Source organism: Paenibacillus glycanilyticus NBRC 16618 (genome assembly GCF_004000805.1).
Classification (GTDB): domain Bacteria; phylum Bacillota; class Bacilli; order Paenibacillales; family Paenibacillaceae; genus Pristimantibacillus; species Pristimantibacillus glycanilyticus.
In genome coordinates this window covers 1-13,805 of sequence record NZ_BILY01000045.1, presented here as the reverse complement: position 1 = coordinate 13,805, position 13,805 = coordinate 1, and the positions used below count along the sequence as shown (strand labels likewise).

The window sequence follows — 13,805 nt, the reverse complement described above, 5'->3', positions numbered from 1 at the left end:
GAAATAATGGCTGGGTTCAGATTTATACTTGCTCGATCAGGCCGTATTTCCCGTCGCTTCGTTTATAAACAACGTTCACTTCCTTATTATCGATATTGGAGAATACAAAGAAGTTATGTCCAACCATGTTCATTTGTAAAATGGCTTCTTCAACGTCCATCGGCTTCAGCATAAAGCGCTTCGTCCGGACGAGCTCAAGTTCGTCTTCCTCATCCATAACGGATACGGCTGTCTGGCTGATGCCTTCCTTGAACAGAGCCTTGACGCCACTTTCTTGCCTGAACTTACGGTTCATCTTAGTCTTATGTTTGCGAATTTGACGTTCCAGTTTGTCCACCACAACATCAATGGAGGAGTACATATCCTCGCTCTTGTCTTCCGCCCTCAGCATGACGCCGACCAGCGGGATGGTTACTTCCACCGCGTGTTTGCCTTTGGTAACAGACAACGTGACGGTTGTTTCGGAGGCAGGAGCTTCAAAATACTTTTCCAATCGACTGATCTTCTTCACAGCATACTCTCGTAAAGCTTCTGTCACTTGAATACGATGACCTCGAATGATGTATTTCATGGGGCATTCCTCCTTTACGTATTCTTATTATAACATAGGCTGTAGCCTATTTCAAAATAGTTTTTTATTTATTATGAATTTTCAGATAATATATTCGAAGGATCGGCCTGAATCTGTTTCTTCATTAATATGTGGATAAGCTATGGATCATGACAGTTAAAAAGGGGCTACAAAAAATGAAAAGCCCCGGTTTCCCGGAGCTTAGAATAGGCACTTGTCAATCGAACCATATAATGTGGCTGAATGAGTCAGCCTAGATGATTACAGTTTGACTACGTTTGCAGCTTGTGGACCGCGAGCGCCTTCTACGATGTCGAATTCAACCGCTTGGCCTTCTTCGAGCGTTTTGAAGCCTTCAGCTTGGATTGCGGAGAAATGAACGAATACGTCGCCGCCTTGTTCAGTCTCGATAAATCCATAACCTTTCTCTGCGTTAAACCATTTAACTTTACCTTGCATACATAAACAGTCCCTTCATCTTCAAATACTGTGAGGCGTCTTAGTTATGTTATGGCCCACAAGTCGAATATACCACCATTGACACACTATTGTCAATATTTCCTTGTAAGCGAATACATTTTTTTTAGACAGCCCCATTTTCTACCTTCTGGCGTCAAAAAAAAGGCTGTCTCCGCCGCCGTAAGCAGAGTCGTATCTAGCCTGGGAACGGCGTCCCTGCTGGATTTTGTCCCATTGCTGCCTCGCTTCGTCACGAAGCGTAACCATCCTCGCCACGATCACGGACTCGATGGAAATTAACCGGTCGGCTTCCAGCCGGAGCACGGCCATTTGCTCCGCCGGGACAACCAGCTGCTCCAGCTCCAGGAACAGTTCTTCTCGCTGCCGCATGTACTCGTCGAACTGTTCCAGATCGGCGCTGTCCAACCGCTCAACCAAATTAGACGACAGTAGAATGAGTCGCTGTAAAAGAGCTTCCATTAGCTTGTCCCGCCATTTGATTGACTTGCTTGGCCGCTTCCACCCACGTTGCCTTCAGGTCGATCAGGTGCCCAAGCACCTCTTCGGCCGGTGCGGCATCCTTCCGGGTATTGGCTTCGATTAACCGGTGGTTGAAATAATCGTAAAGCAGCAGCAAGCTTTCCGATACCGGATTCGAACGGTCCAGGGTAATAATGAACTCGCTAATGATTTCCTGCGTCTTCATGAGACTCGTATGCGCATCCGCATTCCGCCGCTCTTTGAGAGCTTCAATGCCCTGACGGCAGAAACGAATCGCCCCGTCATAAAGCATGATAAGCAAAGCAGCCGGATTAGCCGTCTGAACCGATGTCTGCATGTATGGATTGCGCGGTTGGTATTGCATAGGTTATTAGCCTCCTAACAATGATGCTAAGCTACTACTGCGAGCGTTCATCTGACTGATGTATTTTTCCATTGCGGTAAATTGGTTGTAGTACCTGTCTTCCATATCAGCCAACTTGGTGGATAAAGCTGAAATCTGCTTATCCAGGTCAAGTGATTCTTTACCAAGGACAAATGTATTCTTAACGGAAGTGCTTGTCCCAGCTTTATCAACAATCTGGCTAAATATGGCGCTTGTTTGATTGTACAGCCTTGTTGCGACACCGTCTCCGGCAGTAGATTTACTATCTTTATCGTCTGCGGTGAACAAAGCCATGACTTCATCCGGTTTCTCTGCAATCATTTGTTTTAACTTCGTCTCGTCAATGTACAACTTACCTTTGTCCATGTAGCTGCCGCTAACAGCCGTCCCACTAATTAATGAGCTTGAAATACCAATATCGGATAAGTTCTTTAATTGCCCGGACGCCATACCGCTAATAGAAGAAGAAAAAGCTTGTCTCATCGAATACAGGCTTGATGTAAGAACGGAATCATTAGCCAGCATACCACTTTTTGCTTTGTCTTCCCATTGCTTAATCTGATCATCGGTCATTTCTTTCTTCTGAGCGTCGGTCAGCGGAGAATAATCGCGATACTTCTCTTCAGATAATTCCGAGTTGATCGAGCTGATCAGATCATTATACTTATCTACGAAGGATTTGATTTTGTTAAAAACAGAATCAACGTCCTGTGTAACACCAATGTTTGTTACGTCAGACCCTTCCGACTTCGCCGTAATGCTCAGGCCGGCGATTGTGAAAGTGTTTGAGTCGTATTCGCCTTCTACGCCGTTAAACTTCACTTTAGCGTTTTGGCCCGTTTGATAAACGGATGCCGTATCCTTGTTTGTTGCTCCCGTTAAGCCTAAAGCATCCAAAACTGTTGTATCCGAACCTGTAGTGAAATCAATCGCTTTGCTTTTAACCGGGTTATCAACAACCAGGTTGCCATCCGAGTTCAAAGATACGGAGACGCCCGTATTCTTTAACGAGTCATTCATCTTGGTCATCAGATCTCCAACCGTTGTGGTGGAAGTAATGTCGAACTTGAATGGTGCGGCTTGACCATCAATTGTTAGAGAGATGGATTTGCCAGCTAAAGAGGCCAACGAAGTATCTGCAGCCAACTTAACATTTCCCGTTGTCGTTGTTGCCGTACCGTTGGTGGATACGCCTAAGATGGAGGTTACATCCGCGCCTCTTAGATCAATGTCCGCAGCCGCACCTGTTTTGGTAGAGGAGAAGAACATTGTTTTTAAAGTAGAATCGTAAGCAACCTTTACCCCTGTTTTTACGGACTCCGCATTGATCTTATTGGCCAGATCCTGATAGGTATCTGCGCTCTTAACTTCAACATTAACGCCATTGACGGTAATCGTTGTATCCTTACCAATGGTTGCGCCCGTTAAAGTTCCGCTCTTAAGCGTAGCTGATTTGGCCAGTTGTTCAACTTGCAAGGTGTATGAACCTTCAATCGCTGTCGCCGTTCCTGTTACCGTAGCGACATTTGTATTTGAGGAAGAAGCAGTTTTCGTCAAATAAGCGGATTGCAGCTTCATATCGAATGCAGCATTTTTAAAATCCAGAATCTTGTTATTGATCGCCCGATAATCGTCCTGCTTCCACTGGTTAATCTGCTTCTTCTGGTTGAGCTTGTCTAGTGGGACGCGCTGGGCATCCATGATCTGTTTAATCATGCTTTCATAATCCATACCCGATGCTAATCCGGTTACACGTAAAGTACTCACTCTTATCCCTCCTGATCGTTACCGTTTCTCGTCAACAATTAAGCCTGCCATTTCCCATAGCTTTGCGATAAAGTCCAGCGATTTCTCCGGCGGGATTTCTCTTAACACTTCGCCCGTTTCTTTATCCTTCACCTTTACTGCGACAAGATGGGTTTTTTTGTGTACATCGAATTGCAGTTCCGTTGGCCTTCCGCGCATAGCCTTAACAGCCTGCTCAATATTTTTGAATAACTGCTGCTCACCGATGCTTATCTTTTCACCGCGCAACTCCGCCATCTTAACATCTTCAAAGCTGTTATAGGTGGGCGCCCCTTGAGCAGCTGCTTCCATCTGTACCGAAGTTTCCGCATAATCTTCTTTGCTTGGAATACTCTTTGGTGCTTCAGATGCTGAAATTCGTTCCGATGGAAAATTCGATCCTGAGATAGAGAAATTTGAACTCATCCGAATTTTCCTCCTGCCAGATTGAGGTTACCTATTATATCGGCATATGAAAAAGCGATTATTATAGGTATTTTGCAAGTAAGCCCTATAAAAAAGAGACCTTAGTCGCCTAAGGTCTCTCTTAATTCCGTTATGGTTAAAAATTAACGGAGAAGTTGAAGTACGCCTTGCGGCTGTTGGTTCGCTTGAGCAAGCATAGCTTGAGCAGCTTGTGCAAGGATCGAGTTCTTCGTTTGCTCCATCATTTCTTTCGCCATATCAACGTCACGGATACGGGATTCAGCAGCAGTCAGGTTCTCGGAAGCTGTACCCAGGTTGTTGATCGTGTGCTCCAGACGGTTTTGAACAGCACCCAGTTTGGAACGTTCGCTGGATACGGAAGCAGTTGCTTTGTCAAGAATCGCGATAGATTTTGCAGCATCTTCTTTAGTGGAGATATTCAGTGCAGCTTCGTTCTTAACGTCATCTGTACCGTTAGTAACGGAGTTAGCTTTTGTGAAGCCTGCATCTCCAGCTTTACCAGTGATGCCCAGGGCATTGGAACGCATATCGGAGATTTCAAGGCTCATGGATTGGCCAGTGTTAGCTCCAATTTGGAAGGAAGTAGCGAAATCTTTTTGTACTCCACCGTCAGTGATTGCAATTTTACCTTTGCCGTCTGCACCTACATAAGTAGCATCAGTGATGTTCAGTTTAGTTGCAGTTGTTGCGTCTTGAGCAATTGTAACGCCAGGAACTTTCGAGCCGATTTGAGCTGCAATGTTTTTAACAAGTTCTTTAACTTTGTCGCCGTCAGCTGCTTCAGCATTTGCTAAAGCAGTGCTGATGTTAACGCCAATTGCACTGCCTTTATATTCGCCATCGTTAGCGTTGTAGAATTCGATTTGTTGTCCAGCGATAGTCATGCCTTTACCTACAAGAGCTTTAAGAGCTGCATCCGTTGTAGTATCAGCTGCACCAACACCTGCACCATTTAAAGATGCGAAGTCAATTGTTTGAACTTCTTGAGTATTAACAGTTGTACCAACCGCAGCAAGTCCACCGGCTGTAGGGGCGTTAGTTAATGCAGCCGAGAAACTAATAGCAGCAATTTTACCTGCATCACCTTTTGCATTTCCTGTCGAAGTTGCAGCTACTGTAAGTACACCTGCTGCATCAGATGCGGAGAAATTACCTGCTAATTCACTATTTTTCCCGATAACAGCATTTAAAGCAGAGCTCAATGCAGTTCCGCTATTAGCTGCAGTAACAGTACCATTAAGCTTAATTGTAATTTCATTTGCAGTCGCATTGGTAGTATCTACCGAAGCAGAGTTATTTGTAATTGATGTATCTTGTACAAAGTTCACTTTAATTTGTTGGCCATTCAATGTAAACGTTGCGGATTTCCCAGTATCGGTAGCAGCTACTAATGCTCCCAGGGTTGTCGATTGCGAAGCTTGATTGTAAGTAGTTGCACCAGCAGTAGATGTTGTTGCAGCAAGGCCTGTTTTAGCCAGGTTAGCTTTTCCATCACCTTGAAGCAATTTTTGAGTATTGAACTCAGTTGTATTGCCGATACGGTTGATTTCGGAAGTCAATTGGTTCATTTCGTCTTGCAATGCACCACGGTCAGCATCTGTGTTTGTACCGTTTGCGGATTGGTTAGCCAGCTCGCGCATACGTTGCAGAATGCTGTGAGTTTCGCTCAGTGCGCCCTCAGCTGTTTGGATAAGGGAAATACCGTCTTGCGAGTTTTTAGCAGCCATGTCCAGACCGCGGATTTGGCCACGCATTTTTTCGGAAATTGCCAGACCAGCTGCATCGTCACCTGCACGGTTGATACGAAGACCGGAAGACAGTTTTTCCATCGATTTACTTTGAGCGCTAGAAGCGTTGTTCAGCTGGCTCAGAGTGTTAAGAGCTGCAATATTGTGATTAATACGCATTGTTATTTCCTCCCTGAATGTCTGTTAGTTCCGCATCCTTGCGGAAGCTTACGGTGAAAGGGTCGGCCGCCCCTCCCCCGCGCTTATTATTTATATCGACAGCATTCGGGATTTTTTATAGAGGAAAAACAAAATTTTCTATTTTTATTTGTTCTTTTTTATTTGTCTGAGCGATTTTGTTTTAACAGCTGAACAACATCGTTAATAGCAAGCAGACTGCTTGCCGCTTCCCGGTTAGAAGCTTGAATGTTCATGTACAGTTCCTTGCGAAATATTTCAATATCCTTTGGCGCGCGAATACCCAGCTTTACCGTCTCGCCCTCGACTCCAAGCACGACAATCTCAATATTGCCGCCAATCATAATCGATTCATCCGTCTTACGAGATAATACGAGCATAACACTCCTCCTTAGGCTTGATATAAAGGCGCTCTTGAGCTATAAGCATGATCGTGAATGATATGCTGCTTGCCGCGTTTCGTCGTCTTGTTTAATACAATCGGCGCCAGCAAATTTATCGTGGATTTATTCGGATCTTTATTGAGAGTCACAACGGACCAGACCTCAACATCCTTCTCGTCATCCAGCTTCAGCTCTTGCACAACAGAGTCCGGCAAATCCCATTCGTAATCGTTATAAAAGAAAAAGGGACTGGCAATAAGAAACGCGATATTCTCGTCCTCCACGGATTGCATCAGCCTGACCGGCAATTCTCCTTCAACCTCGGACAACACAAATTGCCGCAGATGTTCAAAGCCCGGTATTCCGTTATCGAACTGGTATGTAGTCAATCGAATCCCCTCTTCGTCTCCAATATATAAAAAAGAAAACTACAGGCCCCGTATAAAGATACGCATAAGAGGCCTATAGTTATTAAACCTAATTCTATGAGCAATGTAAAATCCTATAAAACGGTGTCGATGCTTGGCGGAGTTATCTGCACGGAGGCGTACTGCCTCATGTAAATTTCCGCTTTCCCCGGCGTATATTCATGAATGGGGCGATTAGGCGTGACGTTTAATTCGACACCGCCCTGCTCAACCGATATCTGTACCTTGCCCGGCGTAAAGGATACATCCACGTTATCCACTGAAGCCTGCCCTGTAACAGGCATCGGTGGTCCTTCGATCCGCCAGTCTTTAGACAGACTTGCTACAGGGTTACTCTTCACATGCGCAATATCTGCTAGTTGCCGCCCCTCTTCCATGCGACGCGAAATACCTTGCAGCGCAATCTCTTTAGCCTGTGAGTAGATTCTGCTGGATACTTCCAGATTATTTGCTAGTCCAAGCGCATCCCATGCCCGCTCCTGGTTAACTTCCAGTACACCCATAGGTTGTTCAATAGACAACTTCGCCTGAATCTGACGCATGTCGATCGTAGCCTGTGGCTGCTCAATATGTTGCTCTGCCGGCCTTACTTGAATCCCAATAAGGGCAGGCTGCTGGTGAATTTGAATTTGTCCAATAGCCATTTAACCACCCTATCTTAGGAAATCAACAAGACTCGGTTGAATGATCTTAGCTCCTGCAGACAAGGAGGCTTGATATACGTTTTCCAATGTGGTCATGTTTGTAATAGCAGCGGCCATATCCACGTCCTCCACCTTTTGCTGCATCTGCTGGAGATTAATGTCCACGCCAGAAAGCCTTCCTTGTACGATTTCCACACGATTAACACGTGCTCCAATCTGAGCTCTTGCCGTCAGCATCGTGTTCATTCGCGTATCAATCTGGCCAAGCAGACTCGTCAAACCTTCTTGATCACCAGATCCCAGCATATCGTAAGCACGGTGCATAAGCTGGAACAAGTTATCGCTTGTCGTATCGGATTCATCCGTAACCGGAGCACCAAACACATCATTGCCTGTAATATTTACATCCATAGTCATTCCCGGAGACAACTCGTATTGAATGCTTCCGGTGTCGGTCTGGTTGCTGAAGGCTTTCAATACCGGAGGATCTGCTGATGGATCAGACTGCTGGGCTAGTCCAAGGGTAGAATAAGGTTTAATGCCTGTCTGCTCGCCGTTAAACATTTGTTTCCCGTTGAATTGTCCATTACCAATCTCCACCATTTGGTTATACAGTTGAGATACCTCTGTTTGAATGGCAGTCATGCTGGTTTGTTCCAAAGCACCATTTGCACCTTTTACGATTAACTCACGGAAACGTTGAACAATGTCCGTAGCCTGTCCAATCGTTGTATCCATATATTCCAGGGACGATAGTGCGGCATCTGCATTGGATGTGTACTGATCATTTGAAGAAATCTCGCCGCGATAACGCAAAGCGAAAGTAATCCCGATTGGGTCATCGGAAGGCTTATTAATCGCTTTACCTGTAGCGAGCTGGTTTTGCAGCTTATTCATACTGTTAAGATTGTTCGTTATGTTGCCAAGCATTTGGGAAGACATCATTCTTTGCGTTACGCGTAATGCCATGTGGCTGCACCTCCGGCTTTATCTAGTCGATTACAGGCCGACGCGGCCCATGCTGTTAATAATGCGGTCCAGCGTCTCGTCAATAACGGTCATCACGCGCGCGGATGCGTTATAGGCGTGCTGGAACTTCACGAGATCGGACATTTCTTCGTCAAGGGAGACCCCGCTGACCGACATACGGCGGGAATCCACCTGATCTACGATCGTTTGCTGATTCGTTTGCAGCCGTTGCATTTCCTTGGACTGCACGCCTAATTGGCCAACTACGGCGCGGAAGAATCCGTTAATCGTATTTTTGTCCGTAGCATCAAACGCAAACTTCGTGTCCCGGGCCTGCGACATCAGAACGGCCATCGAGTTGTTACCCGATACAACCGTCTCCGTGCCATCGGCGTTGAAGGTCACTTTCATAGAGGTTGCAAGTAGAGTAGGGTCTGCTGCGATCTTTGGATTGAGCTGAATATTTTCCGCGGTTAAATTATCGGTATTGCCATCCGCGTCGGTGAACAGCGGCTCGCCTTGTTCCCCGTTCATCGTATAGCCGAGCTGATGCAAGCCGTTAAGACCTTGAACCGTTACTTTCAGGTCTTCCGTAAGCGTACGGTTTGCTCCTGCATACGTAACTCCGTTAAGTACGGTACCTTCAGGAAGGACCGAGCCTTTAGGAATCGTTACTTCAATATCTCCATTGGCAATGGTATTGGCCATTTGGTTCAGCTGGTCAACATAGCCTTGAACATATTTATCGCGCGACTGCATCGTGCCGTAGATGGCTCCGTTATTCAGATCGCCATTCTCGATTGCCGCCGTCATATCGTCCAGCGTTAATCCCTGCGACCCTGCCGCGGATTTACCAGCAACCAAAGTGACATTGCCCATTGTGATCGTGTAACCGTCAGATAAATCAGACACCTTAATATTCGCCAGACCGGACAACTCGTCCACAAGCTTGTCACGCTGGTCCCTCAAATCGTTAGCGTCATCGCCAATGCCTTCAATACGCTGAATTTGTCCGTTCAGGTTGGCAATGGTGCTAGAAACCGACTTAAGGTTGTCGAGGTTGATTTGAGCGTTTTCCGTCAAGTCGGATTTCAAATCGTTAAGCTGTTTGTATGTATAGTTAAAAGCGTCCATCATCGCTTTCGTCTGTTCAACCAGTACGGCGCGGCCATCCGCGCTCTCAGGCGTCTTGCTGAGGTCCGACCAGCTATTCCAGAAGTTCGAGATCACGGTCTGTAGGCCGGTATCGCTCGGTTCATTCACGATGGTCTCCAGTTTCTCGAGCGTATCTGACTGAACTGTATAATTCCCGAGCCATTTATACTCGCTGTAAAACTGGCTGTCGAGGAACTTGTCTCTTACCCGCGTTATGGAAGCCGCTTCTACACCGGTTCCCAGTTGGCCAGCTGCTGTAGAATGCGTAAGACCGTAAGCTTCAATTGGACGAGTAGCCGAAAAATTAACCCGCTGACGGGAATAGCCGGCCGTATTCGCATTGGATATATTGTGACCCGTCGTGTTCAGCGCCGTCTGCGTCGTGAAAATACTCCGCTTCGCGGTCTCCAGACCATGAAATGTTGATGTCATCGTATCTTGTCCTCTCTCTTAAGTCTTGAGATTATAGCGACTAGCACGCTGCACATTCATTCCTTGTACGGCGCGGTGATAGGTAACCTCGTCCTCAGGGGCACCAAGCAGCAGGTCCTGCGTAAATTGCAGATAGTCCAGGTTCATCCGGATCAACTGCTGATTAAACGTATTGACATCCTGAAGCTCCTTGATCGCGGCGGACAGCTCCCGCCACATCTGCTGAAGCTCCAGCTTCTGCTCTGCATGGTAGACCATCTGAATCAGCTTCTCCATCTTCAGGGAGCGCATATTGCGAAGGCCTTGTTCAACCGTAAACCGTCCAACCTGAAGCAGACGGGTCTGTTCCAGGTCAACGATACGCTGCACGCTTTTTTTCTCGCGGCTCGTAATAAGGGATACCGCTTCCACGTTTTCCGAGCGGATGGCTTCCGTCTTCTCGTTGGCATGCCCGATAAGCTCACGATGCGCATCCAGCAGCTCCTGCAGGGTGATTAAAATCTGCCTGATATGTTCGTTCATTTAAGGATCATCCCTTCAGGTATGGAAGCAGCTTGTCTGCGATTTTGCCGGCATCTACCTTGTAAGTTCCCGCCGAAATGGATTGCTTCAATTCCTCAAGACGCTTCTGCCGTTCAGGACTATTCGTTTGACTGGTAGAGAGCATTTCCTTTGCCTCCGCGGAGATCTCTACGATATCCTTCTGTTTCTTCTTATTTGCACCATCTATCCGCTGTTCCATTTGCTTCTGGTAGGGGTTGTATGCGCCGATCCGATTCGTTTCATTTATCTTCATGAATAATCACCTCTTTGGTTCCACAATAGAAAAAACCGATAACCTTTAACAGTATTATCGGTTCAGCTAGTTGGAAAATGAATAGGCCAAGTTATGGGACTAACATTAATTTTGCCTGTTTTTATATTTATCGATACCTTTGTACGAAACTCTCTCTTCCGCCCGAAGCGCGGCATTCCTTGCCTCATCCTCGTGCATGTGCTGAGTGTCCTTGAGCAGACGCGCGCGGCAATTGGTGCAAATGTTATTTTCACGGATGAGCGTACCACAAACTTCGCAAGGATACATCAAATTAGGGGCGTTCAGAAGCGAAATCCGGCCCTCTTTGATAAACTTCGTAATTTGTTTAATCGAAACGCCGGTCGCTTCGTGCAGTTCCGTTATGACCGCACCTTTTTGTTCACGCAAGTACGTGGAGCACAATTCGTATTCTTTATCAATTTCACGGATACATGCAGGGCAGACATCACGGAAGTTTTTCGCGAAAATCTTACCGCACCGAGGGCAGTTTTCTACATTCATCATCGATTCCCCATTCCAGCAATCAAAAGGTTGTTACGGTTATTTTAACGGATATTGGGAGTTTTTTCACTAGTAATCTTGCAAAAGGTCTTTCTGCTGCTAGGATCTGGCCCACGTAAGCGAATAAATGTCGAGCGGGACCTCCGAATGCTGATGCAGCGCTGCAGCGCAGGCACCAATCGTACTGCCGGTTGTGTAGATGTCGTCAACGAGAAGAATTCGTATAGACCGCGATTGAGCGTTCATAGGGGAACTTAGGACATCGTTCTGTAAAAGCGCCATCGCATGCGGGTTGGCATGGAACAAACGCTGTGTATCCTTCATTCGCTCCAGGCGGGTCTTGAAGCTTTGTTTCCCGGTATGCCGTTCCCGGACGAGCAGATCATACAATGGGAGCTGATGCTGATTGGCCAAAATAGAAGCGAATCGCTCGGCTTGGTTAAACCCCCGCTCCTCTGCCCGCTCCGAGCTGACCGGCACGAAAGTAACGGCATCCCAGATCGGGATTGGGGAGAGTTGAGTTAAAAAGCTTTGTTTTTCCGCTTCCTTCGTGACGGCTATAAATGCCGGGAACATCATTTGGGCGAGCAGCGGCTCCAGCCTCTCATTGCCGCGGTATTTATATTGAGCCAGCCACTCTCTCATCTCGCTGCTGTACTGGACGGCGCTTCGGTTCGCGATAAACATGGCGTCCGTCCGGCGGATGCAGTCGGGGCAAGTGATCCCCCTGCCGCAAACGCGGCATTTGATTGGAGTAAGCCAGGGGATGGCCGCAAGGCAAGAGGAGCAGACGGAACGGGCAAAAGCAGGCGGGAGATACGAGAGATACGTTTTCCTGCTATCGGAATGAGGTGATGACAGGCTTGGCGGATTCTGCTTTAACCCTTTTCCGCAAAAAGGGCATTCTCCCGAACTGGGATTCAGAAAATGAAAAGAGTGACGCAGCTCGGAGGTAGAACGTTGAAATAGTTGCTTGATGAATTGGCGCATGCATGAGTGGTCTCCTTTGCCGGTGTTGTTTTAGCAATTTGATGAAAGTGCAGCTAGTGGATAGGCGTAAGGCAACGAGCTATGAGGAGAAAATAAGCGCTTCTGCTTGACGGTCAAAAGAAGGTTAGTTGGAACGCTTGAATAATTTGCTCCACCGCCATGAATTAGCCTGCTCCTCCGGGAGCAGGTATCCCCGTTTGCGGGCAATCCGGTTCATTCCGCGAATTTGGCTGACGGCTGCAGCTTGAGCGCCCGTTCGCTCCCTGCCGCAAAAATAGACAAATCCATTCGGATCATCTCCCGAACGACCGGCCCTCCCCGCCATCTGAACCAGCGAGGCCTCGTCAAACAACCGCCCGTCTGCGTCTAGAATATATACATCGCTTCGCGGAATGGTTACTCCCCGCTCCAGGATGGTTGTGGTGACCAATACTCGAATTTCGCTTTTGCGGAATCGGCTTACTTTGTCAGCCCGGTCCGGATCCTGGGACGAGGTCCCTTCGACCGCGGATTGCTTAAGCAGAACGCTCAGCAGCTTGGCCATCGGCTCAACCTGCGAGATCCGCTGGACGAATATAAAGAGCTGAGCGCCGCGGTTTAGGGAATGACTAAGGGCTGCGAGCAGCGCTCTCGGTATTTTTCTCGTCTGAAGGAGCTTAGCGACGGACGGCGTGCGAAGCAGGACCGGAACGGGCAGCGGATGGCGATGGTAGCGGACAGGCACTCTGGCATGGGGCAATTGGCCGGATTTCACCCGCCGCTGCAGCTCGGTGGGTGGCGTCGCCGAAAGCAGCAGCTTGGGAGCATGCGGCGCACGGCTTTTATCCGCCGCGTAATGCAAAATCGGATCGCCGTGGTAGGGAAACGCATCAAGCTCGTCGATAATGACGAGATCAAAAGCTTGATGGAACCGCATCAATTGATGCGTAGTTGCCAGCGTAATGTCTCCCGCTTCCCAGCGCTGCTCGCTGCCTCCGTATAAAGTAACGACCCGTGCCTGCGGAAACGCCCTGCGGATGCGGGGATCCAGCTCAATGACAACATCGCGGCGCGGAGTGGCGATCAGCGCCCGCCCGCCGCGTGAGAGGACCGACTCGACCAGCGGGAATATCATCTCCGTCTTGCCGGCCCCCGTGACGGCCCAGAGGAGGAACTCCTTGTTCTGATGCGGCTGGTAGGGCAAAGTTGGCGCTTCGATGAACTGAAGCGCTGATTCCGTGGCGGCCGCTTGCGCGGGGCTTAGCTGCCACTTGTGCAGGTCGGCCGGGATGGAGCCGTCGGCCTCTAATAGAGGCGCCGGCATGCCAAGCACCAGCAGCTCGCATTCGCGGCTGCGCCCCATGGTGAGGCATGCCGAGCAATAGGCGCACATGCGCCCGCACGCTGCGCAAGGCGTGCGGTGCATGTGCGCTT

At 48.1% G+C, this 13,805-nt stretch carries 17 protein-coding genes; all 17 read right to left on the bottom strand.

Going from position 1 to position 13,805, the window contains the following annotated elements:
* Window positions 1-22: 22 nt before the first annotated feature.
* Window positions 23-571: a ribosome hibernation-promoting factor, HPF/YfiA family gene (gene hpf / locus PGL01S_RS26455; RefSeq protein ID WP_116393593.1), complete on the bottom strand. Its 549-nt coding sequence runs from the start codon at window positions 569-571 to the stop codon at window positions 23-25.
* Window positions 572-832: 261 nt separating this feature from the next.
* The gene (locus PGL01S_RS26450; protein ID WP_015847290.1) at window positions 833-1,030 is read right to left on the bottom strand and encodes a cold-shock protein; all 198 of its coding nucleotides are present in this window, start codon (window positions 1,028-1,030) and stop codon (window positions 833-835) included.
* 141 nt (window positions 1,031-1,171) lie between these two features.
* Window positions 1,172-1,510, bottom strand: a complete 339-nt coding sequence (locus tag PGL01S_RS26445; protein ID WP_127498003.1) for a hypothetical protein — start codon at window positions 1,508-1,510, stop codon at window positions 1,172-1,174.
* Window positions 1,470-1,895, bottom strand: a complete 426-nt coding sequence (gene fliS, locus PGL01S_RS26440) for a flagellar export chaperone FliS (RefSeq protein ID WP_116393595.1) — start codon at window positions 1,893-1,895, stop codon at window positions 1,470-1,472. Before fliS ends, PGL01S_RS26445 begins: the two co-directional genes overlap by 41 nt.
* A 6-nt stretch (window positions 1,896-1,901) precedes the next feature.
* Complete coding sequence (gene fliD, locus PGL01S_RS26435) at window positions 1,902-3,683, bottom strand: flagellar filament capping protein FliD (protein WP_127498001.1); 1,782 nt, start codon at window positions 3,681-3,683, stop codon at window positions 1,902-1,904.
* An 18-nt stretch (window positions 3,684-3,701) separates the two neighbouring features.
* Window positions 3,702-4,127, bottom strand: a complete 426-nt coding sequence (locus tag PGL01S_RS31315) for a flagellar protein FlaG (RefSeq protein WP_244935759.1) — start codon at window positions 4,125-4,127, stop codon at window positions 3,702-3,704.
* A gap of 143 nt (window positions 4,128-4,270) precedes the next feature.
* The gene (locus tag PGL01S_RS26425; protein ID WP_127497999.1) at window positions 4,271-6,055 is read right to left on the bottom strand and encodes a flagellin N-terminal helical domain-containing protein; all 1,785 of its coding nucleotides are present in this window, start codon (window positions 6,053-6,055) and stop codon (window positions 4,271-4,273) included.
* A gap of 158 nt (window positions 6,056-6,213) precedes the next feature.
* Window positions 6,214-6,453 carry a carbon storage regulator CsrA gene (csrA, locus tag PGL01S_RS26420; RefSeq protein ID WP_015847302.1) on the bottom strand — a complete coding sequence of 80 codons (240 nt, stop codon included), beginning with the start codon at window positions 6,451-6,453 and terminating at the stop codon, window positions 6,214-6,216.
* An 11-nt stretch (window positions 6,454-6,464) separates the two neighbouring features.
* On the bottom strand, window positions 6,465-6,845 hold the full coding sequence (fliW, locus tag PGL01S_RS26415; protein WP_127497997.1) for a flagellar assembly protein FliW: 381 nt from the start codon (window positions 6,843-6,845) through the stop codon (window positions 6,465-6,467).
* Between the two features lie 113 nt (window positions 6,846-6,958).
* On the bottom strand, window positions 6,959-7,528 hold the full coding sequence (locus tag PGL01S_RS26410; RefSeq protein ID WP_127497995.1) for a DUF6470 family protein: 570 nt from the start codon (window positions 7,526-7,528) through the stop codon (window positions 6,959-6,961).
* 9 nt (window positions 7,529-7,537) lie between these two features.
* On the bottom strand, window positions 7,538-8,497 hold the full coding sequence (flgL, locus tag PGL01S_RS26405) for a flagellar hook-associated protein FlgL (protein WP_127497993.1): 960 nt from the start codon (window positions 8,495-8,497) through the stop codon (window positions 7,538-7,540).
* 30 nt (window positions 8,498-8,527) lie between these two features.
* Window positions 8,528-10,084 (bottom strand): flagellar hook-associated protein FlgK, encoded by a 1,557-nt coding sequence (gene flgK / locus PGL01S_RS26400; protein WP_127497991.1) that lies wholly within the window; start codon window positions 10,082-10,084, stop codon window positions 8,528-8,530.
* Window positions 10,085-10,102: 18 nt separating this feature from the next.
* Window positions 10,103-10,606, bottom strand: coding sequence for a flagellar protein FlgN (locus PGL01S_RS26395; RefSeq protein WP_127497989.1), 504 nt, complete (start codon window positions 10,604-10,606; stop codon window positions 10,103-10,105).
* A 7-nt stretch (window positions 10,607-10,613) separates the two neighbouring features.
* Window positions 10,614-10,880 carry a flagellar biosynthesis anti-sigma factor FlgM gene (flgM, locus tag PGL01S_RS26390; RefSeq protein ID WP_116393603.1) on the bottom strand — a complete coding sequence of 89 codons (267 nt, stop codon included), beginning with the start codon at window positions 10,878-10,880 and terminating at the stop codon, window positions 10,614-10,616.
* A 105-nt stretch (window positions 10,881-10,985) separates the two neighbouring features.
* On the bottom strand, window positions 10,986-11,402 hold the full coding sequence (locus tag PGL01S_RS26385; RefSeq protein ID WP_244935760.1) for a TIGR03826 family flagellar region protein: 417 nt from the start codon (window positions 11,400-11,402) through the stop codon (window positions 10,986-10,988).
* 99 nt (window positions 11,403-11,501) lie between these two features.
* On the bottom strand, window positions 11,502-12,392 hold the full coding sequence (locus PGL01S_RS26380) for a ComFC family protein (protein WP_127497985.1): 891 nt from the start codon (window positions 12,390-12,392) through the stop codon (window positions 11,502-11,504).
* A 124-nt stretch (window positions 12,393-12,516) separates the two neighbouring features.
* On the bottom strand, window positions 12,517-13,805 hold a 1,289-nt coding region (locus tag PGL01S_RS26375), incomplete at its 5' end, for an ATP-dependent helicase ComFA (protein ID WP_127497983.1).